Source organism: Luteimonas endophytica, from assembly GCF_029887875.1.
Taxonomy (GTDB): Bacteria; Pseudomonadota; Gammaproteobacteria; order Xanthomonadales; family Xanthomonadaceae; genus Luteimonas; species Luteimonas endophytica.
Genome location: NZ_JARXRM010000045.1, coordinates 251,634 through 277,113, shown reverse-complemented (window position 1 = coordinate 277,113; position 25,480 = coordinate 251,634). Strand labels below are relative to the sequence as shown.

General features: G+C 71.9%; 23 protein-coding genes and 1 pseudogene. 5 read left to right on the top strand and 19 right to left on the bottom strand.

The annotated features are described in order from the left end of the window. Nucleotides 1-138: 138 nt before the first annotated feature. From lipA to QFW77_RS17105, 11 genes are all read right to left on the bottom strand, one after another. A complete protein-coding gene (lipA, locus tag QFW77_RS17155; protein ID WP_280576027.1) occupies nt 139-1,158 on the bottom strand; it encodes a lipoyl synthase in 1,020 nt (339 codons plus the stop codon). Then, nucleotides 1,155-1,862: a lipoyl(octanoyl) transferase LipB gene (gene lipB, locus QFW77_RS17150; RefSeq protein WP_280576026.1), complete on the bottom strand. Its 708-nt coding sequence runs from the start codon at nt 1,860-1,862 to the stop codon at nt 1,155-1,157. The genes lipA and lipB overlap by 4 nt, the downstream gene beginning before the upstream one ends. A gap of 25 nt (nt 1,863-1,887) precedes the next feature. Next, complete coding sequence (locus QFW77_RS17145; RefSeq protein WP_280576025.1) at nt 1,888-2,166, bottom strand: DUF493 family protein; 279 nt, start codon at nt 2,164-2,166, stop codon at nt 1,888-1,890. Between the two features lie 105 nt (nt 2,167-2,271). Next, nucleotides 2,272-3,495, bottom strand: coding sequence for a D-alanyl-D-alanine carboxypeptidase family protein (locus QFW77_RS17140; protein WP_425603372.1), 1,224 nt, complete (start codon nt 3,493-3,495; stop codon nt 2,272-2,274). A 67-nt stretch (nt 3,496-3,562) separates the two neighbouring features. Then, nucleotides 3,563-4,825 carry a septal ring lytic transglycosylase RlpA family protein gene (locus QFW77_RS17135; protein ID WP_280576024.1) on the bottom strand — a complete coding sequence of 421 codons (1,263 nt, stop codon included), beginning with the start codon at nt 4,823-4,825 and terminating at the stop codon, nt 3,563-3,565. After that, nucleotides 4,822-5,982, bottom strand: coding sequence for a lytic murein transglycosylase B (mltB, locus tag QFW77_RS17130; protein ID WP_280576023.1), 1,161 nt, complete (start codon nt 5,980-5,982; stop codon nt 4,822-4,824). The genes QFW77_RS17135 and mltB overlap by 4 nt, the downstream gene beginning before the upstream one ends. 142 nt (nt 5,983-6,124) lie before the next feature. Further along, nucleotides 6,125-7,246 carry a rod shape-determining protein RodA gene (gene rodA / locus QFW77_RS17125; protein WP_280576022.1) on the bottom strand — a complete coding sequence of 374 codons (1,122 nt, stop codon included), beginning with the start codon at nt 7,244-7,246 and terminating at the stop codon, nt 6,125-6,127. Continuing rightward, nucleotides 7,243-9,225, bottom strand: a complete 1,983-nt coding sequence (gene mrdA / locus QFW77_RS17120) for a penicillin-binding protein 2 (protein ID WP_280576021.1) — start codon at nt 9,223-9,225, stop codon at nt 7,243-7,245. The genes rodA and mrdA overlap by 4 nt, the downstream gene beginning before the upstream one ends. 1 nt (nt 9,226) lies before the next feature. Further along, nucleotides 9,227-9,709: a rod shape-determining protein MreD gene (gene mreD, locus QFW77_RS17115; protein WP_280576020.1), complete on the bottom strand. Its 483-nt coding sequence runs from the start codon at nt 9,707-9,709 to the stop codon at nt 9,227-9,229. Further along, the gene (mreC, locus tag QFW77_RS17110; protein WP_425603371.1) at nt 9,706-10,692 is read right to left on the bottom strand and encodes a rod shape-determining protein MreC; all 987 of its coding nucleotides are present in this window, start codon (nt 10,690-10,692) and stop codon (nt 9,706-9,708) included. Before mreC ends, mreD begins: the two co-directional genes overlap by 4 nt. A 150-nt stretch (nt 10,693-10,842) precedes the next feature. Continuing rightward, nucleotides 10,843-11,886, bottom strand: a complete 1,044-nt coding sequence (locus tag QFW77_RS17105; protein WP_180678950.1) for a rod shape-determining protein — start codon at nt 11,884-11,886, stop codon at nt 10,843-10,845. A gap of 394 nt (nt 11,887-12,280) precedes the next feature. Between QFW77_RS17105 and QFW77_RS17100 the strand changes: the two genes are divergently transcribed. Continuing rightward, a complete protein-coding gene (locus tag QFW77_RS17100; protein WP_280576019.1) occupies nt 12,281-13,213 on the top strand; it encodes a carbohydrate kinase family protein in 933 nt (310 codons plus the stop codon). Between the two features lie 541 nt (nt 13,214-13,754). On the opposite strand, the gene QFW77_RS17095 is transcribed toward QFW77_RS17100, so the two are convergent. The 4 genes from QFW77_RS17095 to QFW77_RS17080 all read right to left on the bottom strand — a co-directional run bounded on the left by QFW77_RS17095 (nt 13,755) and on the right by QFW77_RS17080 (nt 18,239). Further along, nucleotides 13,755-14,483 (bottom strand): hypothetical protein, encoded by a 729-nt coding sequence (locus QFW77_RS17095; protein ID WP_280576018.1) that lies wholly within the window; start codon nt 14,481-14,483, stop codon nt 13,755-13,757. Then, on the bottom strand, nt 14,480-15,448 hold the full coding sequence (locus tag QFW77_RS17090; protein WP_280576017.1) for an alpha/beta fold hydrolase: 969 nt from the start codon (nt 15,446-15,448) through the stop codon (nt 14,480-14,482). Before QFW77_RS17090 ends, QFW77_RS17095 begins: the two co-directional genes overlap by 4 nt. A 4-nt stretch (nt 15,449-15,452) precedes the next feature. Next, nucleotides 15,453-17,456, bottom strand: a complete 2,004-nt coding sequence (locus QFW77_RS17085; RefSeq protein WP_280576016.1) for a M1 family metallopeptidase — start codon at nt 17,454-17,456, stop codon at nt 15,453-15,455. A 180-nt stretch (nt 17,457-17,636) separates the two neighbouring features. Continuing rightward, the gene (locus QFW77_RS17080; protein ID WP_280576015.1) at nt 17,637-18,239 is read right to left on the bottom strand and encodes a TetR/AcrR family transcriptional regulator; all 603 of its coding nucleotides are present in this window, start codon (nt 18,237-18,239) and stop codon (nt 17,637-17,639) included. A 100-nt stretch (nt 18,240-18,339) separates the two neighbouring features. Here QFW77_RS17080 and QFW77_RS17075 point away from each other — a divergent pair, with 100 nt between their 5' ends. Beyond that, the gene (locus tag QFW77_RS17075; protein WP_280576013.1) at nt 18,340-19,080 is read left to right on the top strand and encodes a 3-oxoacyl-ACP reductase family protein; all 741 of its coding nucleotides are present in this window, start codon (nt 18,340-18,342) and stop codon (nt 19,078-19,080) included. A 147-nt stretch (nt 19,081-19,227) separates the two neighbouring features. Continuing rightward, nucleotides 19,228-19,569: a DMT family transporter gene (locus QFW77_RS17070; RefSeq protein WP_280576012.1), complete on the top strand. Its 342-nt coding sequence runs from the start codon at nt 19,228-19,230 to the stop codon at nt 19,567-19,569. An 11-nt stretch (nt 19,570-19,580) separates the two neighbouring features. On the opposite strand, the gene ubiE is transcribed toward QFW77_RS17070, so the two are convergent. Continuing rightward, nucleotides 19,581-20,339: a bifunctional demethylmenaquinone methyltransferase/2-methoxy-6-polyprenyl-1,4-benzoquinol methylase UbiE gene (gene ubiE / locus QFW77_RS17065; protein WP_280576011.1), complete on the bottom strand. Its 759-nt coding sequence runs from the start codon at nt 20,337-20,339 to the stop codon at nt 19,581-19,583. A 186-nt stretch (nt 20,340-20,525) separates the two neighbouring features. On the opposite strand from ubiE, the gene QFW77_RS17060 reads away from it, so the two are divergent. Further along, the gene (locus QFW77_RS17060; protein WP_280576010.1) at nt 20,526-20,981 is read left to right on the top strand and encodes a nucleoside deaminase; all 456 of its coding nucleotides are present in this window, start codon (nt 20,526-20,528) and stop codon (nt 20,979-20,981) included. Between the two features lie 66 nt (nt 20,982-21,047). Here the strand turns inward: QFW77_RS17060 and QFW77_RS17055 are convergent, their stop codons facing one another. The 3 genes from QFW77_RS17055 to QFW77_RS17045 all read right to left on the bottom strand — a co-directional run bounded on the left by QFW77_RS17055 (nt 21,048) and on the right by QFW77_RS17045 (nt 23,527). Next, nucleotides 21,048-21,959, bottom strand: a complete 912-nt coding sequence (locus QFW77_RS17055; protein ID WP_280576009.1) for a CPBP family intramembrane glutamic endopeptidase — start codon at nt 21,957-21,959, stop codon at nt 21,048-21,050. A gap of 58 nt (nt 21,960-22,017) precedes the next feature. Next, a complete protein-coding gene (locus tag QFW77_RS17050; RefSeq protein ID WP_280576008.1) occupies nt 22,018-23,169 on the bottom strand; it encodes a helix-turn-helix domain-containing protein in 1,152 nt (383 codons plus the stop codon). 103 nt (nt 23,170-23,272) lie between these two features. Beyond that, nucleotides 23,273-23,527, bottom strand: coding sequence for a hypothetical protein (locus tag QFW77_RS17045; protein WP_280576006.1), 255 nt, complete (start codon nt 23,525-23,527; stop codon nt 23,273-23,275). A gap of 388 nt (nt 23,528-23,915) precedes the next feature. Here QFW77_RS17045 and treA point away from each other — a divergent pair. After that, nucleotides 23,916-25,478, top strand: a pseudogene (gene treA, locus QFW77_RS17040) (alpha,alpha-trehalase TreA); the annotation flags it as partial. Nucleotides 25,479-25,480 lie beyond the last annotated feature (2 nt).

Genomic DNA, 25,480 nt, shown 5'->3' with positions numbered 1-25,480 from the left:
ACGGTATGGACGGCAAACAGTGCCGAAAGTTGCACTCCGGCGCCGGAGACCGCGATTTCCACTCTAACCGGCCGCCGCGGCCCCGACGTGAACGGGACTTGGCCGGGGAAACGGCCGCGGCACGCGCCGACCACCGGCTCAGGCGGCCACACCGGCCTCCATCGCCTGGCGGTCGGCGTGATAGGAGGAGCGCACCAGCGGCCCCGAGGCCACGTGGTCGAAACCCAGTTCCAGGCCGAAGGTCTCCAGCGCCTTGAACTCGTCGGGGGTCCAGTAGCGCAGCACCGGATGGTGGTGCGGGCTGGGCTGCAGGTACTGGCCGATGGTGATCATGTCGACGTCGTGCGCGCGCAGGTCGCGCAGCGTGCCCTGCACCTGGTCCAGGTTCTCGCCCAGCCCCAGCATGATCCCCGACTTGGTGGGCAGTCCAGGGTGCTGTGCCTTGAACTTGCGCAGCAGAGTCAGCGACCACTGGTAGTCGGCGCCCGGGCGCACGTTGCGGTACAGCTCCGGCACCGTCTCGACGTTGTGGTTGAACACATCCGGGGGGTTGGCGGCGAGGATCTCCAGCGCGCGGTCCATGCGCCCCTTGCCGCGAAAATCCGGGGTGAGGATCTCGACCCTGGTGCCCGGCGCGTGCGCGCGGATGGCGGCGATGCAGTCGACGAAGTGCTGCGCCCCGCCGTCGCGCAGGTCGTCGCGGTCCACGCTGGTCACCACCACGTACTTCAGCCCCATGTCGGCCACCGTCTCGGCCAGCCGCCGTGGCTCGTCGGGATCGGGCGGCTTCGGGCGCCCGTGGGCGACGTCGCAGAAGCTGCAGCGGCGGGTGCACACGTCGCCGAGGATCATGAAGGTGGCGGTGCCGTGGCCGAAGCACTCGTGGATATTGGGGCAGCTGGCGTCCTCGCAGACGGTGACCAGGCGGTTGGCGCGCAGCTTGGACTTCAGCGCCGCGACCGCGCCGTTGGAGGGGATCCGCACCCGGATCCACGACGGCTTGCGCAGCACCGGGGCGTCGGCGAACTGCACCGGCGAGCGTGCGATCTTGTCGCCGGCAACCTGGCGCACCCCCGGCTGCAGGGACTCGCGCCCCGGCTGGGCGGTGGCCGGCTGCACCACCTGCAACGGAATGGATCGGTCGGCGGGGGAGGTCATGGCCGTTCGCTGAGCGCGGGTGAGGACCCATTGTAGGACCCCGCGCCGGCACTGTCCCGGGGCGGGCCGGAGGCGCTCCGCAGGTCCAGCCCGAACTGGCGCGCCAGGCGGTCCAGCAACACCGGCTTGACCAGCTCCGGGCCGGACGGGCCGCCCAGGTCGGCCACCGCGGTCACCTGCAGGCCCTCGTAGCCGCAGGGGTTGATGCGGCGGAACGGTTCGAGGTCCATCGCCACGTTGAAGGCGAGCCCGTGGAACGTGCAGCCGCGCCGCACCCGGATGCCGAGCGCGGCGACCTTGGCCCCGGCCACGTACACCCCCGGCGCGCCGCTGCGGCGTTCGGCGGCGATGTTCCATTCGTCCAGAGTGTCGATGACCGCCTGCTCGATGCGATCGACGTACTCGCGCACGCCGAGCTTCAGCCTGCGCAGGTCCAGCAGCGGATAGGCCACGATCTGGCCCGGGCCGTGGTAGGTCACCTGGCCGCCGCGGTCGACGTGCAGCACCGGGATCGTCCCGGGCAGAAGCACGTGCTCCGGTCTGCCGGCCTGGCCGAGGGTGAACACCGGTTCGTGCTCGACCAGCCATAGTTCATCGGTGGTGTCGGCGTCGCGCGCGTCGGTGAAGCGCTGCATCGCCCGCCACACCGGCTCGTACGGCCGGCGGCCGAGGTCGCGGACCAGGGCGGGCGTGCTCACCGGCAACCCCGCGCTCCGCGCGGAGCCGGGCTCACAGGGTCCACTTCACTTCCGGATGTTCGCGCAGCGCCGCGTGCGCGGTCTCGTATTCCTCGCGCGACCCGGCGCGGAAGCTCAGCCGCACCGAGACGTAGCGGCCGCCGCTGGACTCGCGGGTGGCGACGCTCTCGTGCAGCACGGTGATCCCGGCCGCGGCCAGCAGGCTCGGGATCTCCGTCTCGAGCCCGGCGCTGGCCGGCCCCATCGCGGTGATCTCGAACTCGCCGGGGAACTGGAAGCCGTGCTCGGGGTTGTCGGAATGGATGACCATGGAACGATTATGGGCGCGCCGCGGCGCTTTCCCAAGCCGCCGCCGGCACGGCACGGTCGGGCCGAATGCTGGCGCCGCCCCAGGGTGCGCAGCGGCTGGCCGCATTCAGTCCGCGTCGGAATTCCACCACATCAGGAACTCGTGCCAGAGCCGCTTGAAGAAGCCGGCCTCCTCCACCGCGTCCAGCGCCACCAGCGGACGCTCGGCGATCACCTCGCCGTCGAGGGCGACGCGCACGGTGCCGATCTGCTGGCCCTGCTCGATCGGCGCCACCAGCGTGCGCGGCACGTCCATGGTCGGCCTGAGCTGCTGGTACTTGCCGCGCGGCATGCTGACCAGCAACGGTTCGGCCAGGCCCAGGCGCAGCTCGTTGGCCTGGCCCTTCCACAGCTTCTGGGTGGTGATGGCCTGGCCGGCGTCGTAGAGCTTGTGGGTCTCGAAGAAGCGGAACCCCCAGTTCAGCAGCGCCAGCGAATCGGTGGCTCGCTGGGCCTCGCCGGTCGAGCCCATCACCACCGCGATCAGGCGCTGGTCGCCGCGCTTGGCCGAGGAAAGCAGGCAGTATCCGGCCTTGGAATGGTGACCGGTCTTGATCCCGTCGACGCTGTCGTCGCGCCACAGCAGCAGGTTGCGGTTGCGCTGGGTGATCGGGCCCACGGTGAATTGCTTCACCTTGTTGTGGGCGTATTCCTCGGGGAAGTCGCGGATCATGGCGCGGCCTAGCAACGCCAGGTCGCGCGCGGTGGAATAGTGGTTCTCCTCGGACAGGCCGTGCGAATTGACGAAGTTGCTGCCGGTCAGCCCGATGCGCTTGGCGTAGGCGTTCATCAGCGCGGCGAAGGACGCCTCGCTGCCGGCGACGTGCTCGGCCAGGGCGATCGCGGCGTCGTTGCCCGACTGCACCGCCATGCCTTTCTCCATGTCCAGCAGGCTGGCGGTCTGGTTGACCGGAAAGCCGCTGTAGCTGCCGTCGGTCATCGCCCCGCCCTTGCGCCAGGCGTTCTCGCTCATCATCACCTGATCGTCCGGCGAGACCTTGCCGGCGGCGATCTCCGCGGCCACCACGTAGCTGGTCATGACCTTGGTGATGCTGGCCGGCTCGACCCGCTCGTCGACGTTCTCGCCGGCCAGGATCTGCCCGGTCTCGTAGTCCATCAATAGCCAGGCCGTGCCGACCACCGGCGGCGGCGGCGGGGTCGGCAGGGCGTCGCTGAGCGCCTCCGGCGGGTCCTGCGAAGGGGCCGGCGCCTGGGCGAGGGCCAGCCCGAGCATGGAGACGGCCAAGGCGAGGACGGCGGCGAGGACGGGACGGGCGGCGGAACGTTTCATCGACAGCGGAACTCCGTTGGCGCGGCACTCCCTGGCCGCGGCATGTGTTTGGGGACGGGCGAAGAGTCTACTCGCGCACCACGTGCGGCTGGCCGAAGCCGAGCCCGGCGAACCGCGCGCTCAGCTCGGCGACACGGCCTGCATCGACCGGACCGACGCGCACCCGCCACAGCGGCTTGCCGCCGGCGGCGCCATCGACCAGCTGCGCCTCGGCGATGCCGGCGCCCCGCAACATCGACAGCGCGCGCTCGGCATTGGAACGGGCGCCGAAGGCGGCGACCTGCAGGGTGACCCCGCCGGTACCGCGCTGGCCCGGCGCTGGGACCTCGGCCGCAGCGGTGGCGGCGGCCCGGGCCGGATCGACCACCGCGGCCTCGGCGGGCACGGCCGGCGATGGGGTGCCGGGGCGGCCGGTCGCCACCCGCACCCGGCGTTCGACCATCCAGGCATCGAACTCGTCCGCGGTCATGACCCGGCCGTCGCGCATCATGTCGAAGCGCCATTCGCCGGCGGGGGCCGGCTCGACCCCGGCGGCCGGGGCAGGCGCCGGCCGATCGCCGGCGCTGGCGGCCGCGATCGGCAGCGCCTCCACCAGCCGGTCGATCGCCGTGGGCGGCGCGGCCGCCGCCGTGGGCGCGCTGCTGGCCACTGCCTCCTGGCCGCGGCTGACGTTCTCGCCGGGGCTCAGCGCGCGCACCTCCACCTGTGCGGTGCCGGCCCGGTGCATGTCGAGCTTGACCGCGGCCGCCCAGCTCAGGTCCACCACCCGGCCTTCGTGGAAGGGGCCGCGGTCGTTGACCCGCACCACCACCGATCGCCCGTTCTCCAGGTTGGTCACCCGGGCGAAGCTGGGCAGCGGCAGCGACTTGTGCGCGGCGGTGAAGGCGTACATGTCGTAGACCTCGAGATTCGAGGTGCGGCGGCCGTGGAACTTGTTGCCGTAGTACGAGGCGCGGCCGCGCTCGACGAAGCCGTCGGGGCGATCCAGCACCCGGTAACTCCGCCCCAGGACCCGGTAGGGCGAGCGGTTGCCGTAGGGCGAGCGCGGCTCGTCGACCACTTCCGGTTCGGGAATGGCGTCGACATCGGGGATGTAGTCGGGGGCGCTGTCGCTGATGTGCGGTGCGTACAGGCCGCCGGCGGTGTAGTCGCCGCGCTTGGAGGGATCCTCCTGCGCGGGCGCGTACGGCGAGCGTCTCGGCTGGTCGCGGGGGCCGGTGGCCGGCTCGGGCGGCGCACGGACGGCATCGCCGGGTGGCGGGGACCTGGTCGGGGCGCCGCTGCAGGCGGCGAAGACGATCGCGAGCGCGAGCGCCGCCGCCTTCCTCACTGCCCGGCCCCGGCCCCTGCGCGGATCGACTGCGCCAGCTGGTGCACCGCCAGCGAGTACATCGGCGAGCGGTTGTAGCGGGTGATCACATAGAAATTGCGATAGCCGAGCCAGTACTCGGGACCGGCCTCGCCCTCGAGGGAGACCAGGGTGGCGCCGTCGGCCACCGGCTCGCCGGGCTGCGGGCGATAGCCGCGCGCGGCCAGGACGGTGAGCGGATGCACCGGATCGAACCCGTCGGGCACGAAATCCTCGGCCGCCGGATCGCGGGTCGCGCGCGCCACCACCGGGCCGCCGCGCTCCCAGCCGTGGACCACGAAATAGTTGGCGATCGAGGCGAACACGTCCGGCAGGTGGGTGAGCAGGTCGCGGCGCCCGTCGCCATCGCCGTCGGCGGCCCACAGCCGGTAGCTCGACGGCATGAACTGGCCCATGCCCATGGCACCGGCATAGCTGCCCTTGAGTGCGGGAATGTCCAGTTGCGGTTCCTCGTCCGCCAGGGCGAACAGCTGTGCCAGCTCGCCGGCGAAGAACGGCGCCCGCCTGGGGAAATCGAACGCCAGGGTGTACAGCGCATCGAGCACGCGATAGTTGCCGGTGATGCGGCCGTAGCTGGTCTCCACGCCGATGATCGCGACGATGTACTCGGCCGGCACGCCGGTCTGCTCGCTCACCCGCTCGAGCGCCTCGCGGTGCTGGGCGTAGAAGGCGCGACCGCCGGAGATGCGCGCGTCGTTGACGAAGATCGGCCGGTACTCGGCCCACGTGCGGGTTTTCTCGGCCGGGCGCGACATCGCCTCGAGGATGCTCTGCCGGACCTGCGCGCCGGCAAGGGTGGCGCGCACCGCGGCGGCGTCGACACCGTAGGTGCTCGCGGCGTAGTCGATGAAGTTCTCGATCCGCTGCGCCCGCGGGATCGCCGGATCGGTCACCGGTTCCGGCGCCACCGGGCGCTCCGGCGGCTGCGGGACCGGCGCCAGCAGGCGCGGCGACGCGGTCGCGTCCGGCGCGGCGCTTTCGCTTGCGGGCGGCCGCTCCGCAGCGGGCTGCGCCGGTGCCGCGGATTGGGCGGGCGGCGGACTAGCCTGGGTCGCGCAGGCGGCGAAGGCGATCGGGAGCAGGCACGAAGCCAGCGGAAGCACGGCGCGTCGGTTCATCGGCCGGGAGGTTAGCACGGCGAAATCGGCCCGCGCCCCGGCAACGGCGCCGGCGTTCAGCCGACGCTCGCTCTGTCGCGCAGCCCGGCGCGCGCGCGGACGGCCGCATCGGTGGACCGGAGCAGACCGCCCCCGGCAGGCCCTAGATCAGGCCGCCGGCCTTCACCGGCCGGTGCGCATGGACCGACATCACCACGCCCATCCCGGCCAGCAGCGAGACCGCCGCGGTGCCGCCGTAGCTGAGCAGCGGCATCGGCACCCCCACCACCGGCAGCAGGCCGGAGATCATGCCGCCGTTGACGATCACGTAGACGAACATCGCCAGCCCCAGGCTGCCCGCCAGCAGCCGCGCGTACCCGTCGCGCGCCTCGCTGGCGATCCACAGGCAGCGGCCGACGATGAACAGGTACAGCGACAGCGTCGCCACCACGCCCAGCCAGCCGAATTCCTCGCTGAGCACCGCGAAGATGAAGTCGGTGGTGTGCTCGGGCACGTAGTTGAGGTGCGACTGCGTCCCCTGCCCCCAGCCCTGGCCCGAGAAGCCGCCGGCGCCGATCGCGATCTTCGACTGGATGATGTTCCAGCCCGCGCCGAGCGGATCGGTCTCGGGGTCGAGGAAGGTCAGCAGGCGGTCCTTCTGGTAGGGCATCAGCAGCCAGAACCAGGCCGCCGGCGCCGCCACCGCCAGCCCGCCGGCCGCCGCCGCGAACCACCACCACGACAGCCCCGCCAGGTACAGCGCGAACGCCCCGCTGGCCGCCACCAGCATCGCCGTGCCCAGGTCCGGCTGCAGCATCACCAGCCCGGTCGGCAGCATGATCAGCGCGCCGCAGGCGAGCACGTCGCGGATCCGCGGCGGCGTGCCGAAATGGTTGAGATACCAGGCCACCATCATCGGCAGGCTCAGCTTCATCAGCTCGGCCGGCTGGAAATAGAACACCCCCAGGTCGATCCAGTGCTGGCCGTGCCGGCCGGTGCCGATGAACAGCACCAACAGCAGCGGCAGCAGCGACACCGCGTAGACCGCGGGGGTGACGCCGCGCAGGCGCAACGGCGGCAGCCGCGACAGCAGCCACATCACCCCCAGCCCGGCGCCATAGCGCGCGGCCTGCGCCGCCACCATCGCCGCGCTCTGGCCGCTGGCGCTGTAGAGCACCGCCAGGCCGATCCCCATCAGCGCCAGCAGGGCCGCCAGCAGCGGCCAGTCCAGGGTGCGGACGAAGCGCAGGAACAGATCCAGGAGCCAGCGCAGGATCACGTTCAAAGGCCCGCCTCCCGCACCGCTGCCGCGACGCTTCCGGCCCGGCCGGCGGCGCCCTGGCTCTCGCCTGCAGGCACCGCGCCGTGGGCCCGGGCAGCTCCGCCGCTCGCGGCCACGGCGTCGCCCCGTTCCTGCTCGGGTTCCGGCGCTTCGCCCAGGATCCAGGCATCGAAGATCTTGCGGGCGATCGGTGCGGCGGCGACGCCCCCGTAGCCGCCGTGTTCCACCACGACCGCGACCGCGATCGTCGGCGCTTCGGCCGGGGCGTAGCCGATGAACAGCGCCTGGTGGCGCAGGTGATAGGGCAGCGAGCGCGGGTCGACGCGGGCGTTGCCGCGCCGACCGACCCGCTGCGCGGTGCCGGTCTTGCCGGCCATGGTGTAGTCGGCATCCCGCGCCATGGCCGTGGCGGTGCCGCGGCCGTGGATGGTGGCCACCATGCCCTCCTGCACCGCCGCCAGGTGCGCGGGGTTGTCGGTGATCCGCGGCGGCGATGGCGAGCGGACCGCGCTCCAGGGCTGGTCGTAACCCTTGCGCACGCCGGCGACCAGGCGCAGCGGATGCAGCTCGCCGCCGTTGGCGATCGCCGCGGTGCCGCGCGCCAGCTGCAGCGCGGTGGCGATCCAGTAGCCCTGGCCGATCCCGGCGATCACGGTCTCTCCCGGATACCACGGCTCCGGGCTGCGTCCTGCCTTCCACTGCGGCGAGGGCACCACGCCGGCGTTCTCGCCGACCAGGTCGATGCCGGTCGGCTGGCCGAAGCCGTAGCGCTCCATGTACTCGGCGAAGCGCGCGATCCCCATCTCGTAGGCGAGCTTGTAGTAGTAGAAGTTGATCGAGCGCGAGATCGAGTCGCGCAGGTCCACGCGGCCGGCGCCGCCGCCGGCGTCGCGGTAGCCCCGGCTTTGGCCGGGAATGAAGAACTCGCCGGTCGAGAACACCGTGTCCTCCGGCCGGCGCATGCCGCTGTCGACCCCGGCCAGCGCCACGAACGGCTTGATCGTCGACCCGGGGGGGCCGCCGCCGAGCACGTTGCGGTTGAACAACGGCTTGGCCGGATCGTCCATCAGCCGCCGGTAATCGGCATGCGAGATGCCGTTGACGAAGAGGTTGGGGTCGAACGCGGGCAGGCTCACCATTCCCAGCACCTGGCCGGTCGCCGGCTCCACCGCCACCGCCGAACCGTGCAGCTCGCCGAAGGCGCGGACCATGGCCTGTTGCAGGTCCAGGTCGATGCTCAGGCGCAGGTCGGCGCCCGCCGTGGCCGGCTGGCGGTCGAGAATCCCCAGCGCCCGTCCCTCGACGTTGGTCTCGACCTGCTCGTAGCCGATCGCGCCGCGCAGCAGGTCCTCGTAGGAGCGCTCCAGCCCGGTGCGGCCGGTGTGCGGGAACAGCACGTGATCGCGGCCGTAGCGGTCGACGTCGCCTTCGTCGGTACGGCCGACGTAGCCGACCACGTGCGCGAACAGATCGCCGTAGGGATAGCGGCGGTTGAGGTAGGGCACCACCTCGACGCCGGGAAAGCGCCAGCGGTCGACCGCGAAGCGCGCCGCCTCGTGCTCCTCGACCCGCAGCTTCAGGGTGATCGGCCGGAAGCCGCGGTTCACCCGCCGTTCCTCGCGGAACCTGGCCACGTCGGTCGGATCGAGCGCGACGATCCGCGACAGTCCCTCGATCAGGGCATCGGTGTCGCCGGCTTCCTCCGGGGTGACCTCGAGCCGGTAGGCGGGCACGTTGTCGGCCAGGATCCTGCCCTTGCGGTCGTAGATCAGCCCGCGCCCGGGCACCACCGGCCGCGGCTTGACGCGGTTGGCCTCGGACTGGCGCGCATAGTCGCTGTACTCGAGCACCTGGAGGCGGAAATACCAGGCCGCCAGCCCGCCCAGCGCGAGCACCACCACCACGAAGCCGATCAACGCGCGTGCGCGGAACCGCGCCGCCTCGGCCTTCGGGTTGCGCAACCTGCGCGGAGAGCGGATCACGTCAGCGGGCCCGCCGCGAGCGCGACAGCGCGTCCAGCAGCAGGTACAGCGGCGCCCACAGCAGCATCCCCAGCACCGGCGCCAGCCAGAACATCCACGGCAGCTGCGGCTCGCCCAGGGCGATGTGGATCGCCGCGGCCACCACCCGGTCGTTGAGCAGCAACCCGCCGATCGCCAGCGCCTGCTGGGCCAGGGGGAAGAAACGCAGCTGGTTGCGGAACCGCTGCAGGATGAAGGCCATCACCGTCAGCCGCAGGGCCTGCTCGCCGAGCAGCCCGCCGAAGGCGAGGTCGCCGATCAGGCCGACGCTGAACGCCAGGCCCAGTCCAGCGCGGTCGTTGTCCTCGATCACCCAGTACGCCACCACCAGCGCCAGCCAATAGGGCCGGAACGGCTGCAGCGCCTCCGGCAGAGGCAGCAGGCCCAGCAGCAGCGCGACCAGCACGCTGAGCGGCAGCAGCCAGGCGCGGGCCGGGCGCCTCATGGCCTGTCCTCCCCCGGGGGCGGTTCCGGCGGTACGCCGGGGGTGCCAGGCGGGGGCGGCTCCACCACCGCGGCGCGCGGCGCACCGGCGCCGGGCTCCGCAGCGTCGGGCGGCCGCATCGACGCCCGGTCGCCAAGGCCCGGCGCGAGGTTCTCGTGCAGCAACAGCACGTCGCGGCCGCGGTCCAGGCGCGCCGCCGGCACGACGTCGCCGACCAGGAAGGCGCGGCTGTCGTCCGGCTCGAGCGCGGCGATGCGGCCGACCGGAAACCCCGGGGGAAAGCGCCCGCCCAGACCCGAGGTCACCAGCTCGTCGCCGATTTCGACGTCGCTCGACAGCGGCACGTTGGGCACCCGCAGGCGGTCGCTGCGGCCCTGGCCATAGACAACCAGCCGCACCCCGGTGCGCGCCACCACCACCGGGATCGCGTGGTCCGGGTCGGTCAGCAGCAGCACCGTGGCGGTGGTAGGGGTGGTCTCGATGATCTGCCCCACCACGCCGCCGGCGTCGATCACGCACTGCCCTGCGACCACGCCCTGCCGGGTGCCGGCGCTGAGCATCAGGCGCTGGCGGGTAGGATCGAGGTCGACGTCCAGGATCGGGGCCAGGCGAACGTCGAGGCCGCCCCGCTCGGCCGATCCGAGCAGCCCGCGCAGGCGGGCGTTCTCGGCGGCCGCCACCTGCAGCCGCGCCAGGCGGGCCCGGCTGATCAACAGCTCGTTGCGCAGGCGGCGGTTGTCCTCGGCCAGCAGCGAGCGGGTCACCGCGTCCTCGCGCACGTTGCGGCCCAGCCGCGAGGGCAGCCCGGCCAGCCACCAGATCGGCTGCATCGCCACCGAAGCGTAGCCGCGCGCCCGGTCCAGCCAGTCGCCGCGGTGGTCGGCGACGATCAGGGCGATGGCGATCGCCAGGTAGGCCAGCAGCCGCAGGGTGCCGGCGACATCGCCGGGGCGGGACGCGGCGGGACTGGCGTAGGAGGGCACGTCAGGGGATCGGAAAGAAGAGTGATGTCGGATGGGCGCGCGGCACGCCACAGTGTGGCCGATGTTCGCGCCGGCGCAAACCGCCGCCGTGGTGCCGTATTCCCCGCCGCGGCCGCCCCCTGCGCGACCGCACCGGCGTCATGTTGCCCGCTATTCGGCGGTGAAGAACTCGTTGCCGTGCATGTCGAGCAGTTCCAGCGCGCGCCCGCCGCCCCGGGCCACGCAGGTCAGTGGGTCCTCGGCGACCTGCACGTGGAGGCCGGTCTCTTCGCTGATCAGGCGGTCCAGATCGCGCAGCAGCGCGCCGCCGCCGGTCAGCACGATGCCGCGTTCGGCCACGTCGGCGCACAGCTCCGGTGGGGTCTGCTCCAGCGCCTGCTTGATCGCCTCGACGATGCCGGCCAGCGGCTCGCGCAGCGCGTCCAGCACCTCGGTGGAGCCGATCTTGATCATCTTCGGAACGCCCTCGGCCAGGTGCCGGCCGGAGACCTCCATCTCGACGTTGCGCTCCTGCGGGTAGGCGCAGCCGATCTCCAGCTTGATCCGCTCCGCGGTGGACTCGCCGATCAGCATGCCGTGGTTGCGGCGCACGTAGTTGATGATCGACTCGTCGAAGCGGTCGCCGCCGATGCGCACCGACTGCGAGTAGACGATGCCGTTGAGCGCGATCACCGCGACCTCGGTGGTGCCGCCGCCGATGTCCACCACCATCGAGCCGCGCGCTTCGGTGACCGGCATGCCGGCGCCGATCGCCGCGGCCATCGGCTCCTCGATCAGCGAGACGTCGCGGGCGCCAGCCTCCATCGCCGAGTCCTTGATCGCGCGCTTCTCCACCTGGGTCGAGCCGCATGGCACGCAGATCAGCACCCGCGGGCTGGGCCGGAGGAAGCGCGACTTGTGGACCTTGCGGATGAAGTGCTTGAGCATCTCCTCGGTGTAGGTGAAGTCGGCGATCACCCCGTCCTTCATCGGCCGGTGGGTGGTGATGTTGCCGGGGGTCCGGCCGAGCATCTGCTTGGCCTCGCTGCCGACCGCCGCCACCGCCTTGTGGCCGCCGGCGCGGTCCTGGCGTACCGCCACCACCGAGGGCTCGTTGAGCACGATCCCCTGGCCGCGGACGAAGATGAGGGTGTTGGCCGTGCCCAGGTCGATGGACAGGTCGTTGGAGAACAGGCCGCGGAACTTCTTGAACATCGGGGATCGGGGTCCGTCAGGGGGCGGGCGCGGAGCGCGCCATGCAGGGGGCAAAGGGGGCGACAAGCCTAGCAAAAAGGGGCTGGGCGTGGTGGCCGAAGCGGCGGGTCCGGCAGGCACCCGGCCGCAGGTGGGCGGGACGGCGACGGGCGGGATCCGCGGGGAGCTCGGGCCGCCACCCGGCGTAGGCGCAACCGTGGAAGCGGCGGAGGTCGCGGCTTCCGCCGCTCCCAGCACGCGAGCGGCTTCGCATCGCATGCCCCGCCGCGGTTCCGCGGGCCGCCCCCGGCGCGGCTGCCGGCCAGCGCCCCGTTCCGCCCCGGGAGGGTCGTCTGGCCTCCTCCGCCCCCGGCCGCTACCCTAGCGGTCTTTTGTGCAGACCGAGCCCTTGCCGATGTCCGTCCTGATCTGCGGTTCCCTGGCCTACGACACCATCATGGTGTTCCCCGACCAGTTCAAGAACCACATCCTCCCGGACAAGGTGCACATCCTGAACGTGTCGTTCCTGGTGCCGCGGATGCGCCGCGAGTTCGGCGGCTGCGCGGGCAACATCGCCTACAACCTCAAGCTGCTGGGGGGCGAACCGGTACCGATGGCCACCGTCGGCCAGGATTTCGGGCCCTACCGGGAATGGTTCGAGGAGATGGAGATCCGCTTGGACCAGGTGAAGGTGATCGACGAGCTGTTCACCCCGCAGGCGTTCATCACCACCGACCACGACAACAACCAGATCACCGCTTTCCACCCGGGAGCGATGATGCGCAGCTACGAGAACCACGTGAAGCAGGTCGAGGGCGTCGAGTTCGGCATCGTCAGCCCCGACGGCCGCGAGGGCATGCTGCAGAATGCGGAAGAGTTCGCCGAGGCGGGCATTCCCTTCATCTTCGACCCGGGCCAGGCGATGCCGCTGTTCAACGGCCAGGAGCTGCGGGCCTTCATCGACAGGGCCGACTACGTCACCGTCAACGACTACGAATCCAACCTGCTGCAGGAGCGCACCGGCTGGAGCGAGGAACAGATCGCCGGACGGGTGAAGGCCTACATCGCCACCCGCGGGCCCAAGGGCGCGATCATCCGCACCGGCGACAAGGTCTACGACATCCCCCCCGCGCACGAGCGCCGCGTCACCGACCCCACCGGCTGCGGCGACGCGTTTCGCGCCGGCTTGATCTTCGGCATCACCGGCGGCTACGACTGGATGACCACCGGCCGGATCGGCAACCTGATGGGCGCACTGAAGGTCGAGCACCCCGGCACCCAGAACCAGCGCTTCGACTACGACGACTTCGCCAGCCAGTTCCGCCAGCAGTTCGGCTATGCGCTGTAGCAATGCCTGATAGCGCCGCACAACCGTCAGCGCGGATACTCCGCTCCAGCCAGACTGTGACGATCGTCCAGACCAACCCTCCAGCTTCCCGTTACTGTCTTCTCGCCTCTAGATGGAGGCGCGCTGAAGAGAGGAAAAGGAAGATGAAACTGAACGCGAAGAAGATCGTTTCCGGCGTGATTTTCGGTCTCGTGCTGTCCTCGTCAGTCTATGCCGCATGCTCGGAAGAAGATCGGTATTGGTGCAACTACTATTATCAGCAATGCGTGGCCAACGGAGATTGGGGCCAATGCGAGTCGGAGAGGATTGCCTGCCTGGTTAGCATTGGCTGCACTCCTCCCTAAGGCACCGACTGCCCTCCGGCAACGGCAGGGAAGGGCGACAGCCCTCGCTTGAGTGCTGTCTTCCGATCGGGCCGTCGCGGGTGGACGGCCCGATGCCTTCTGCTCCCCCGATCCGCCGAGCTACCGCACCCTTGGCAGGCTCAGCGCGGCGGCTCGGACATCGATCGCGTCGTGGTCGTGGCCACGGCGTCCCGACCTCAATCCCAGCCGGGCATGCGCGCGCGGTCCAGGCCGGCGACCTCGAACACCGCGGTACGGGTGCCGCCGGCCTCGACCGGGAACTCGATCGCCAGGGTCTTCGCGCCTGCGGTCATCGCCCACAGCGCGGCCTCGTCCTCGATGAACATGGCGATCGCCTCGTCGGTGTCGGGGCGGTTGGCGGCCATCCGCCGCGGCTCGCCGTCGTCCACGCTCACCGGCACGCGGCAGGCGCGGCCGCAGGCGAAGTCCCCGGCCTGCAGCACCAGGTAGGCGCTGCGGCCCCAGGACGGGTGGTCGCGGAAGATCAGCCGCACCTGCCTGGCGCCGCTGCCGTCGGTGTCGACGTCCTCCCGGGCGTAGATCGCCGCCGAGCGCTGCTGTCCGCCCTCCACTTCCTGCACGTTGTACTGCCACAGCGCGGCGGCGCGCGCGTCCTCGCGGATCGCATCCGCCTTCGCCTTCACCGCGCCGAACTCGCCGCGCACCCGGGCGGCGACCTCGGTGTCGGGCCAGCGCGCCAGCAGCACGTCGGCCTGGGCCTTGGCCAGAGCCCAGTTCTGCTCCGCCACCGCCGCGTCGAAACCGGCGGCGGCCTCGCCGGCCTCCCGTTCGGCGGCGGCGGCCTGGGCCGCGGCGCGTGCCTGCGCCTCGGCTTCGGGATCGCCGCAGGCGCCCAGCGCCAGCGTCGACAGCATGAGGGCAAGGACCAGGTTGCGGGGAATCATGCGGGTGCCTCCTCGATCAGGGCCGTCACCGCGGCGGCGACGGCGTCGGGTTGTTCCATCAGGGCCATGTGGCCGCTGCCGTCGAGCAGCAGCCGGCGGGCATGGGGGATGCGCGCGCCGAACATCTCCAGCGCGCTCGGGTCGATCACCCGGTCGTGCGCGCCCCAGACCAGCAGCGTGGGCTGCCGGATCCGCGCCGCCTCCTCGCCGGGCAGGAAGCGTTCGGGTCCGCGGCCGATCCGGTCGAGGACCGACTGTTCGAATCCGGCCTGGCGGCGACGGAAGGCGATCACCGCGTGGGCGGCCGGCCACGGGATCGGCGGCCGCGCCGAACGCTGGTGGAACAGCAGGGTCAGGTAGCGCTCCAGCGATGCGGCGTCGTCGACCCGGAACGGGTTGCCCCCGTCGAGCACCTCCAGCCCGAAGCGGTTCTCGCCGAATTCCACGCCCGAGGCGTCCAGCAGCACCAGCCGCGCGACCAGCTCCGGGTGACGCGCCGCCAGCACCGCGGCGATCCCGCCGCCCATGGAATGCCCCAGCAGCACCACCGGCCCAGCCGTCACGGCGCGCGCGAAGCCCGCCACCATCGCCGCCTCGGCCGCATAGCCGTGGTCGCCGTCGGCGCGGCGCTGGCTGTCGCCCCACCCGGGCAGGTCGGGGATCAGCAGCCGGTAGCGGCCGCGCAGCCGCGCGGCCAGCCGGTACCAGTTCTCCTTGCTGCCGGTGTAGCCGTGCAGCATCAGCAGGGTGGGCGCGCCCGCCTGCGCCGGATCGCCCTCCGCCCAGGTCCAGCGCAGGCCGTCGATGACGCGGCTGCGGCGGCGCAGGCCGAGCGCGCGGCGCTGGCGCGCGTACTCGGCGCGCACCAGCCGCCACGGATCGCGCCACAGCGCGATCCCGATCGCGACGGCGCCCGCCGCGGCCAGTGCGGCGCCCGCGACGGCGCTCGCGACCGGCACCCGCACCGGATCAGCCGGCCGGCGGGGCGTCGTCGGGCGCTCGCGCGTCGGGAGACTCGGCCGCATCGCCATCCTCGGGTTCGGCCACGGGCGCGGCGGGCGTGGCCCGCGACCCGGGGGCCGGCCTGGCCTCGTCCAGGGTCTTCTCCACCGAGGCGGTGGTGATCGGGTGGTAGCCCGGCCGCGCCACCCGCAGCGCGCTGCGCGCCAGCGCCAGCCCTTCCTCGGTCTGCGCCAGCGCCTCGTACACCGGCATGACCAGCTTGCGCCGGCCGATCCTGCGCAGGAACTCGTTCATCGGTTCGAACGCGATCGCGTACCCGCTGCGCACCGCCAGCGGGTACCAGCGCATCGCCAGTTCGCCGTTGGCGGTGCCGGTGAACGCGTAGGCGGTATCGAGCTGCGACATCTGCTCCTGGGTCAGCGTCTCGGGCATCCCCTCGAGGAAGTGGATCCACTCCTGGGTGGTCCAGGCCGAGGTCATCGCCTCCGGCGGCAGTTGCGCACTCCCCAGCCAGGCCAGCCGTGCCGAGTCCACCAGCCCCAGCCGCGGCGAGAGCACCATCGGCGCCGAAGCCGGGATGCCGGGTTCGTACAGCCATTCCTCGATCTCGGCCATGGTCGCCGCATCCGGCTTCTTCGGCAGCAGCTCCGCCTTCAGATACTCGACGAAGGTGGCGGTGGAAATGCTCTGGAACGCGAACGTGTCGAAGTAGCCGCGCAGGAACGCATCGAGCGTTTCGCGGCCGAACCGCTCTTCGAGGAACTGCAGGAACCAGGCGCCCTTGTCGTAGGCCACCGCGCCGAAGGTATCGTCGGGGTCGCGCGCATCGCCCGGGCGCACCGCCAGCACCTGCAGCTCCGCGGGCGTGTCGGCCAGGGCCTCCTGCAGCCCCTCGCGCGCGATCACGAACTCCATGTCGGCGAACTCCTGGCCGTACAGCGCCTCGACGATGCGGTTCTCGACGTACGAGGTGAATCCCTCGTTGAGCCACATGTCCTTCCAGCTCGCATTGGTGACCAGGTTGCCCGACCAGCTGTGCGCCAGCTCGTGGGCGATCAACGAGACCAGCGACTTGTCGCCGACGATGACCGTGGGGGTGATGAACGACAGCCGCGGGTTCTCCATGCCGCCGAACGGGAACGAAGGCGGCAGGATCAGCAGGTCGTAGCGCTCCCAGCGGTAAGGCCCGTACAGCTGCTCGGTGGTGCGGATCATTTCCTCGGTGTCGGCGAACTCCTCCACCGCGGCGTCCACGGTGGCGGGCTCGGCCCACACCCCGGCGCGTCCGGAGATCGGCTTGAACACCAGGTCGCCGGCGGCGATCGCCATCAGGTAGGACGGGATCTTCTGCGGCATGCTGAAGCTGTACTCTCCGTCGCGCGCCGCCGCCGGATCGTTGTCGGCGCTCATCAGCACCATCACGTCGGGCCGCGAGCGCACCGTGGCGCTGTAGGTGTAGCGCACCGACGGCGTGTCCTGCAGCGGCACCCAGCTGCGCGCGTGGATCGCCTGCGACTGGCTGAACATGAAGGGCAGCTCGCCGCCCTCGGTCATCGACGGCTCCAGCCACTGCAGTCCGGAGGCCTGCGGCGAGGTGCGGTAGGTCACGCGCACCCGGGCGTTGCGCTCCGGCGTCTCGATCACCAGGCGGCTGCCGAGCAGTTCGTCGGCGGGCTCGAGGGTGTGCTGCAGGGGCTGCCAGGCACCGCCGGTTTCGCCTTCGACCCGTTCGATCGCGAGGTCGCGCGTGTCCAGCACCAGCTGGCCCGCATCCTCGGCCTTCCACTCCAGCGTGTAGGTGGCGGTACCGGCCAGGGTGCGGCTGTCGAAATCGAGGTCGAGATCCAGCGCCAGATCGGCGACGACCACCTTGTCGGGCTCGGCGTAGGAATGCTCGTCGCGGTCGGCGGCTGCCACGGCGGCCTCCTTGCTGGGAATCGGGGTGGACGCTTCGGGCGTCGGCTCGCGCTGGCAGCCAACCGCCAGCAACGCCAGCAGCGGCAGCGCCATGAGGAGGGTCGGGCGGCCTGCTCGGATCGGGGGAAAGCGCATGACAGGACAAATCCTCGGCGGATCGGGCCTGCGAGTTTAACGTTCCCCGGGAAACCCGGGGTGCCGGTCCGGAAAAGCGCCGCTGCGCGGAACCGCCCCATCTCGGCCGCGGCGATGCCGCGCCCACGCCGCCTGCGGCTACGGGCCCGCAACGGCGTCCCAGGCGTGCATCGCATGATCGACGATCCGCTGCAGGCGCCGGCGCGAGGCGCCGGCGCGCGCCTGCAGGGACAGGCCCTGCAGCAGGGCATCGTAGTAGCCGGCCAGCGCGGCGACATCGACCCCGGCCGGCAGCTCGCCGGTCTCGACCGCGCGCCGCAGGCGGCGCGACAGCGCCTCGGACACCGCCCGCTGGCTGGCGGCCAGGCGCGCCCGCACCGCCGCGCGCTCGGGCGCACAGCCGACCGCGGAGGTCACCACCAGGCATCCGCGCGGCGTGGCCGGATCGCAGTAGGCGTCGGCGTTGTCTCGCAGCATCGCCTCCACCGCCGCGCGCGCCGTCGGCTGCTCGCGCAGCGCCCGTGCGGTGGCGTTCTCTTCCCCTTCGTACCGCGCCACCGCTTCGGCGAACAGCGCTTCCTTGTCGCCGAAGGCCGCATACAGGCTCGGGCGGTTGATGCCCATCGCGGCGCAAAGCTCTGCGATCGAGGCGCCCTCGTAGCCGCGCTCCCAGAAAACGTGCACCGCGGCGCGCAGTGCGGCGTCGCGGTCGAAACCGCGGGGGCGGCCCCGCGGGCTCATGGAACGCTCAATTTCATACCGATTCGAACATAAACATCTTGACCGGCACGATCAAGCCGGCATCATTTACCTACCATTCGGTACACAAAGGAGAGGAACGATGACGAACCTGGCCGGCAAGGTGGCCCTGGTCACGGGCGGCAGCCGCGGCATCGGCGCGGCGATCGCCAGGCGGCTGGCACGCGACGGAGCCGACGTGGCGCTCACCTACGTCACTTCGGCGCGGCAGGCCGGCGACGTGGTGGCCGCGATCGAGGCGGCCGGGCGCAGGGGGCTGGCGATCGCCGCCGACAGCGCCGACCCACGGGCGGTCGCCGAGGCCGTCGAGCGCACCGTGGCCGTGCTCGGACGGATCGATGTCCTGGTGAACAATGCCGGCATCTTTCCCTATCAGGCGCTGGACGAGGTGTCGCTGGAGGACTTCGACCGCACCATGGCGATCCACGTCCGCGCCTCCTTCGTCGCCGCGCAGGCGGCCGCGCGCCACATGCACGCCGGCGGACGCATCATCAACATCGGCAGCTGCCTGGCCGAACGCACCGGCGGCCCCAACATGACCGTCTACGCGGCTAGCAAGGCGGCGCTGACGGGGTTGAGCAAGGGGCTGGCGCAGGATCTCGGGCCGCGCGGCATCACCGCGAACGTGGTGCACCCCGGCCCGGTGGACACCGACATGAATCCTGCCGATTCGGAGCTGGCCGACCTGCAGCGCAAGGCGCTGCCGCTCGGCCACTACGGCCATGCGGACGACGTCGCCGCCACCGTGGCGCACCTGGCCGGCGAGGGTGGGCGCTTCATCACCGGCGCGGCGATCGCGGTGGACGGGGGGTTCGCGGCCTGAGTCCGGACGCAGCCCCGGCATCGCCTTCGGCGGACCGGATTCACGGCAATGGCGTCGTGCCCAGCAATGGCGCCCACGTGGCGCCATTACACTGCGATCGACGCGCTCGGCGACGACCACCCCCTTCCCCGACCGATCGGACCGCCCATGCACACGCCATCGACCACCGCCCTCGCCTGGACCCTGCTGATCGCCGCCGGGCTGCTGGAGATCGTGTGGGCGATCGCGCTCAAGCAGAGCGAAGGATTCACCCGCCTCTGGCCCGCCACGATCGGGCTGACCACCGCGGCGATCAGCTTCGTCATGCTGACCCTGGCACTCAGGGACCTGCCCGCCGGCACCGCCTACGCGATCTGGGTCGGCATCGGCGCACTGGGGGTGGCGGTGGTGGGCATCGTCGCGCTCGGCGAGAGCGCCTCGCCGGCGCGGCTGGCCTGCCTGGCGCTGATCCTGCTCGGCGTGATCGGCCTGAAGGTGGTCGACGGCTGAGCCCGGACGGCTCAGACCTTGTAGCCGTCGTGGATCGCGACGATGCCGCCGGTGAGGTTGCGGTAGCCGCAGCGCGCGAAGCCGGCGGCCTCCATCATCGCCTTCAGCTCGTCCTGCGGCGGATGCCTGCGGATCGACTCGGCCAGGTAGCGGTAGCTGTCGGCATCCCTGGCGAACAGCGCGCCCAGCCGCGGCAGCACCTGGAAGGAGTGGAAGTCGTACAGCGGCCGGAACCAGTCCGCGCGCACCCGCGAGAATTCGAGCACCCGCGCCTGTCCGCCCACCTTCAGCACCCGCAGCATCTCGCGCAGCGCCGCCTCCTTGTCGGTGACGTTGCGCAGGCCGAAGGCGATGGTGACCAGATCGAAACTGGCATCGGGAAACGGCAGGCCCTCGGCGTTGCACTGCACGTAGCGGAAGCCGCGCACCAGCCCACGGTCGGTCATGCGGTCGCGACCGGTGCGCAGCATGGCGCCGTTGATGTCGCCCAGCACGAGTTCGCCGCCCTCGCCGACCCGCTCGTGCAGCAGCGCGGCGATGTCGCCGGTACCGCCGGCCAGGTCGAGCACACGATCGCCGCGCTTGACCTGGGCGGTGGCGACGAAATACCGCTTCCAGACCCGATGGATGCCCAGGCTCATCAGGTCGTTCATCAGGTCGTAGCTGCCGGCCACCGAGGAGAACACCTCCCCGACCAGCTTCTGCTTGTCGATCGACGGCACCTCGCGGTAGCCGAAATGGGTAGTGCCGGACTTGTCGGATGCGCTCATGCGTCGATTATCGCACCGCGCCGTCCACGGTGCCGTGGGGGCGCACGCACCCCGACGGCGCGGTGGCCGGCCGGCCACCCGCAACCGGCCCCGTCCCTGGGTTGGTGAGGACCCGGCCGCCTACTGCGACCTCGACCCTTGCGGGGCTTTGCCGCACACTGCCCGAGCCCCGCCCACGCGATCGCCATGCCTTCCAGACCCGACTACCGCGCCATGCTCGACACCGCCATCGAAGAAGCCCGCATCGGCCTGGCCGAAGGCGGCATCCCGATCGGCGCGGCGCTGTTCCACCGCGACGGCCGGCTGCTCGGCCGCGGCCACAACCGCCGCGTCCAGGAAGGCGACCCTTCCGTGCACGGCGAGACCGACGCGTTCCGCAAGGCCGGCCGCCAGCGCGGCTACCGCGACACGATCATGGTCACCACCCTGGCGCCATGCTGGTACTGCAGCGGCCTGGTGCGGCAGTTCGGCATCGGTGCCGTGGTGATGGGGGAATCCGTGAACTTCCAGGGCGGCGCCGAGTGGCTGCGCGAGCACGGCATCGAGGTGGTCGACCTCAACGACGACACCTGCATCCGCATGCTGGGCGACTGGATCGCCGCGAACCCCGAGGTATGGAACGAGGACATCGGCGAGGAATAGCAGCGGCGGCGCGCACGCGAGAACCCGCGCGATCGGCCATCCGCGGGAAAGCCGTGATGCCGGGGCTCACCGCCCGCTAGGGCGAGCGCGCCTGCGCTCTTCGCGACTCCGGGCCGCACCTACGGAAGCGGGCTCCGACCCGGGGGAGGGGCGGCGGCGAGGACGGGGCTCGGCGGCACGCCACAGCCAGTCGCGCCCGCGGACCGCGCGGCCGCCGCGGCGGCGCGCGGTCGCCAGGGTGACCGCCACCGAAAGCGCCACCACCGTCAGGCGCAGCAGCGTCGCCGCCAGCGGCCCGAGCGCGTCGTCGGCGACGCCGAACAGCGCCCAGTACAGGTTCATCAGCACGTGGAAGACCACCGGCACCCACAGGTCGTAGTCCCATTCCACGTACAGCCAGGCGAACCAGAGCGCACCGAAGCCGGTCAGCGCGGCGATCGCGGCCGCTTCGCTCCAGCCGTGGCCCTGGGAGAGATGCGCCGCGCCGAAGAACAAGGCGCCGACCAGCGCCGCCGGCAGGAAGCCCCAGCCTGCGAACCGGAACAGGAAGCCGAACAGAAAGGCCCGATACAGCACTTCCTCCCCGATGCCAGGCACCAGCGCGACGCGCATCGCTTCGAGGACGGGCCGCTCCGGCGGCGCGAACCCGGCGATCGCCGCGTAGCCGAGGGGCAGCACCAGGGTGCACGCCAGCGCCAGCGCCAGCGCGCGCAGGGGCGAACGGTGCAGGCCGAGCGCGGCCAGCGCCCGCCCCGGGCCGGCCAGCAGCGCGGCCAGGCCGAGCGGCACCAGCAGCTGCGGGCCGTAGCCCAGCACCGCCAGCGCACCCAGGCGCGGCCAACCCCGCCATGCGCCGGCCAGCTGGCGGAACAGGTCGAGATGAAAGGTGTCCAGCCACACGAACACGGCGATGGCGAGCAGCGCCACCATCCATCGCGCAGCGGCGGGCAAAGCGGGTCCGGCGGAAGATGCGTCCATCGCCGCATTGTGGCGTAGGCGGCGCCGCCCGGCTGCTCAAAAGCCGCAGGATCGCTGCTCAGAACCCGGTTTCGAGGCGCGATCCGGCGCTGCCGTCGCGGTTCTGCGCAGTGTCCGGCACCGGCCGGCCGGTCCGCTCCAGGGCGGCGGCGCGATACTCGCTCGGGGCGATCCCTTCGGCGTGCTTGAACGCGCGGTTGAACGAGGCCAGCGAGGCGAAGCCGGCATCGAAGGCGATCGCCACCATTTTCTCGCCGGCGCGCGCCGGGTCGGCCAGAGCCCTCCGCGCCTCCGCCACGCGCCAGCGGTTGAGGAAGCTGCGGAAGTGGCGGGCGCCGAGACGGTGGTTGACCAGGCGCCGGACCTCGGCCTCGGGGGCGCCCATCCGCGCCGCGAAGGCGGCGAAGCTGAGCCCGGGATCGCGGTGGACGCGCTCGACCTCCATCAGCACGTCGAGCCGCGCCAGCAGCCGGTCGTCGACAGCGGCCTGGCCGTCGGCGGGCGGCCGCGACGGCACGGGCGCCGCCGGCACCGGCGCGGCGGTGAACCCGGCACCGCCGCGGAACGCCAGCGGTGCGGCATCGCCCTGCAGCAGGCGATGCGCCAGCCAGGCGGCCAGCGCCAGGATCGCGGCGTTCTGCAACAGCGTGAACCACAGCGGCTTCCAGGCGAAGCCGAGCAGCAGGTCCACGCCCAGGTCCACCAGCAGCAGCAGGGCGAGGGCCGCAGACAGCCGCATGCGCGCGCACCGGCGCCGCTCGACCAGATCGCCCTCGAGGTCGCGCCACAGGCGGAAGCCGACCTGCGCGACCATCCCCGCGCCCAGCGTCACCAGGACCCAGCTCAGTCCCTCCACGGCCTGGCCCGGGAGCAGCAGGCCCCGGTCGACGAAGGCGATCAGTACCCAGGCCGCGCCGCCGCCGGCCTCGATCGGCCCAAAACGGAAGTCGTCGTCGAACACCGCCAGGCAGAACCACCACAGCGGCACCGCCGCGGTGCCGCTGAACGCGCTGGCCACGGCCGCGGCGGCACCGGACAGCTTCAGGCCGGCGTCCGGCGTGTTGCCGGCGAGGAAGCCGCACAGCCCCAGCGCCAGCGCCAGGAAGATCCAGGCGATCCGTTCCCGCCCGGCGTCGCGCACCAGCAGCGCCGCCACGGTGAGCAACAGGGTCGCCCCGGCCACCCGCAGCACGACGTCGAATTCCTGCACCGGTTCCCTCCCCCGCCGGGCCCATGACGCGCAACACGTTAGCATTGCGGGCCGGGGAACCCGCGGCGACGGAAACGGTGCGGTGCGCCCGTGCCGGCCGCTGCTAGCGAAGCCGCTCCACGCTCAACACCGGCGTCTGCACCAGGCGCGAACCGAACCATTGCAGGGTCTCGACCTCCTCCATCGCGTACCACGGCGCCTGGGTGCGGAGGTGCAGGTAGGTCCTGCCCGCCGGCCCCACGTGCTCCGGGTCGACGCGCAGGAAGACCTTGCAGTCGGCCTGTCCGCCGCCGCCGCTGAGGACCACGCTCGCGCCCTCCGGGATGAGGGCGGTCTCTTCGTTCCTCGCGATAGCCACGATTGCCTCGATCATTTCGTTCTCCCTGTCCTCGGCAAGAGCGCAGGCCGCGCGCCTGCACAGACAAGGACGCGTCGGACCAGCACTTGTGAACCAGCGGCGACCGGGTTCGCGCCGATCGTACGCGACGTTCGCGCCGCCTCACATTGACCGTGGTCACAATCGCTGGCCGACCGCCGCGCACGCCTGCACGGCCAAGCGAAACGCGGTACAACCGCAGGCCTGCCTGGACGCCAGAAGGAGACGGTCGATGCGCTACCGGACCAGTCCGTTGACAGACCCGCCGGCCATGCCGCGCCGCTGCGCCGGCTGGCTGCTGCCGCTGGCGCTGCTGTGCGGCGCGTGCGCGCCGCAGCAGCGGTCAGCCGCAGAATCCGAGACGGCCGGGATGCTCCCGGCCGCGGGTGCGGCCGCGCAGGACTCGCGGGGACCCGGCTCGTCGCCACCGGTGCCGCCGGATGCCGCCTACCCGGAGCTGTTCGCAGCGGTGCAGTCCGCCTGGCTGTTCGACGACCAGAAGCTGTTCGCCGATGCGGTGCCGCGGCGCGAACCTGCGCAGATCGAGGCGGCCTATCTCGCGGGCCGCGCCCGGCCGGGCTTCCGGCTGCGGCGCTTCGTCGAGGAGAACTTCTCGCTGCCGCGGCCGGCGGAAGCCACCGCGGTGGCGCGGCACGAGCGCCTGCGCGCCCACATCGACGCGCTGTGGCCGCTGCTCACCCGCCGCACCCCGCAGCCGGCGGAGCACGACAGCCTGCTGCCGCTGCCGCAGCCGTACGTCGTACCGGGCGGGCGGTTCCGCGAGGTGTACTACTGGGATTCCTACTTCACGATGCTGGGGCTGGTGGAGAGCGGCCAGGATGCGCTCTCGCGGCAGATGCTCGACAACTTCGCCCACCTGATCGATACCTGGGGGCACGTTCCCAACGGCAACCGCAGCTACTACCTCAGCCGCTCGCAACCGCCGTTCTTCTCGCACATGGTGGCGCTGGAAGCGCGCGACGACGCCGGGGTGCTGGTCCGCTACCTGCCGCAGCTCCGGCGCGAGCACGCATTCTGGATGGACGGTGCCGGTCACGTGGCCCCCGGGCGGGCCGGGCGCCGCGTGGTGCGGCTGGACGACGGCAGCCTGCTGAACCGCTACTGGGACGACCGGCAGGTACCGCGGCCGGAGTCCTTCATGCAGGATCGCGAGACCGCCGCCGAATCGGAACGCCCCGCGGCGCAGGTGTACCGCGATCTGCGCGCCGGGGCCGAGAGCGGCTGGGATTATTCCAGCCGCTGGCTCGGCGACGGCACCCATCTGCACACCATTCGCACCACGGACATCGTGCCGGTGGACCTCAACAGCCTGCTCCATCACCTGGAAGCCACCATCGCCGAAGCCTGCGCGCGGGCCGGCGATGATGCCTGCGCGCGCGACTACAGGGCGCTGGCGGTGCAGCGTGCGGCGGCGATCGCCGCGTACCTGTGGCACCCGGACGGCTACTACGCGGACTACGACTGGCGGCAGCGCCGACCGCGCGATGCGCTCACCGCCGCTGCGCTGTTCCCGCTGCATGCCGGCGTCGCCTCGCCGGAGCGTGCGCGCAGCACCGCCGCCGCGGTGCGCGCACAACTGCTGCGGCCGGGCGGCCTGGTCACCACCACCGTCGACACCGGCCAGCAGTGGGACGCCCCCAACGTCTGGGCGCCGCTGCAGTGGATCGCCGTCGACGGCCTGCGCCGGCACGGCGAGGACGCGCTTGCCCGGGAAATCGCCGGCCGCTTCCTGGCCAACGTGCGGACCGTCTTCGAGCGCGACCGCAAGCTGGTGGAAAAATACGATGCCGACGGCGCCCTGGAGGGCGGCGGCGGCGGCGAATATCCGCTGCAGGACGGCTTCGGCTGGACCAACGGCGTGGTGCTGAAGCTGTTCGCGACCTATCCCGCGCTCGAGCGCCACGGATCGCCTCC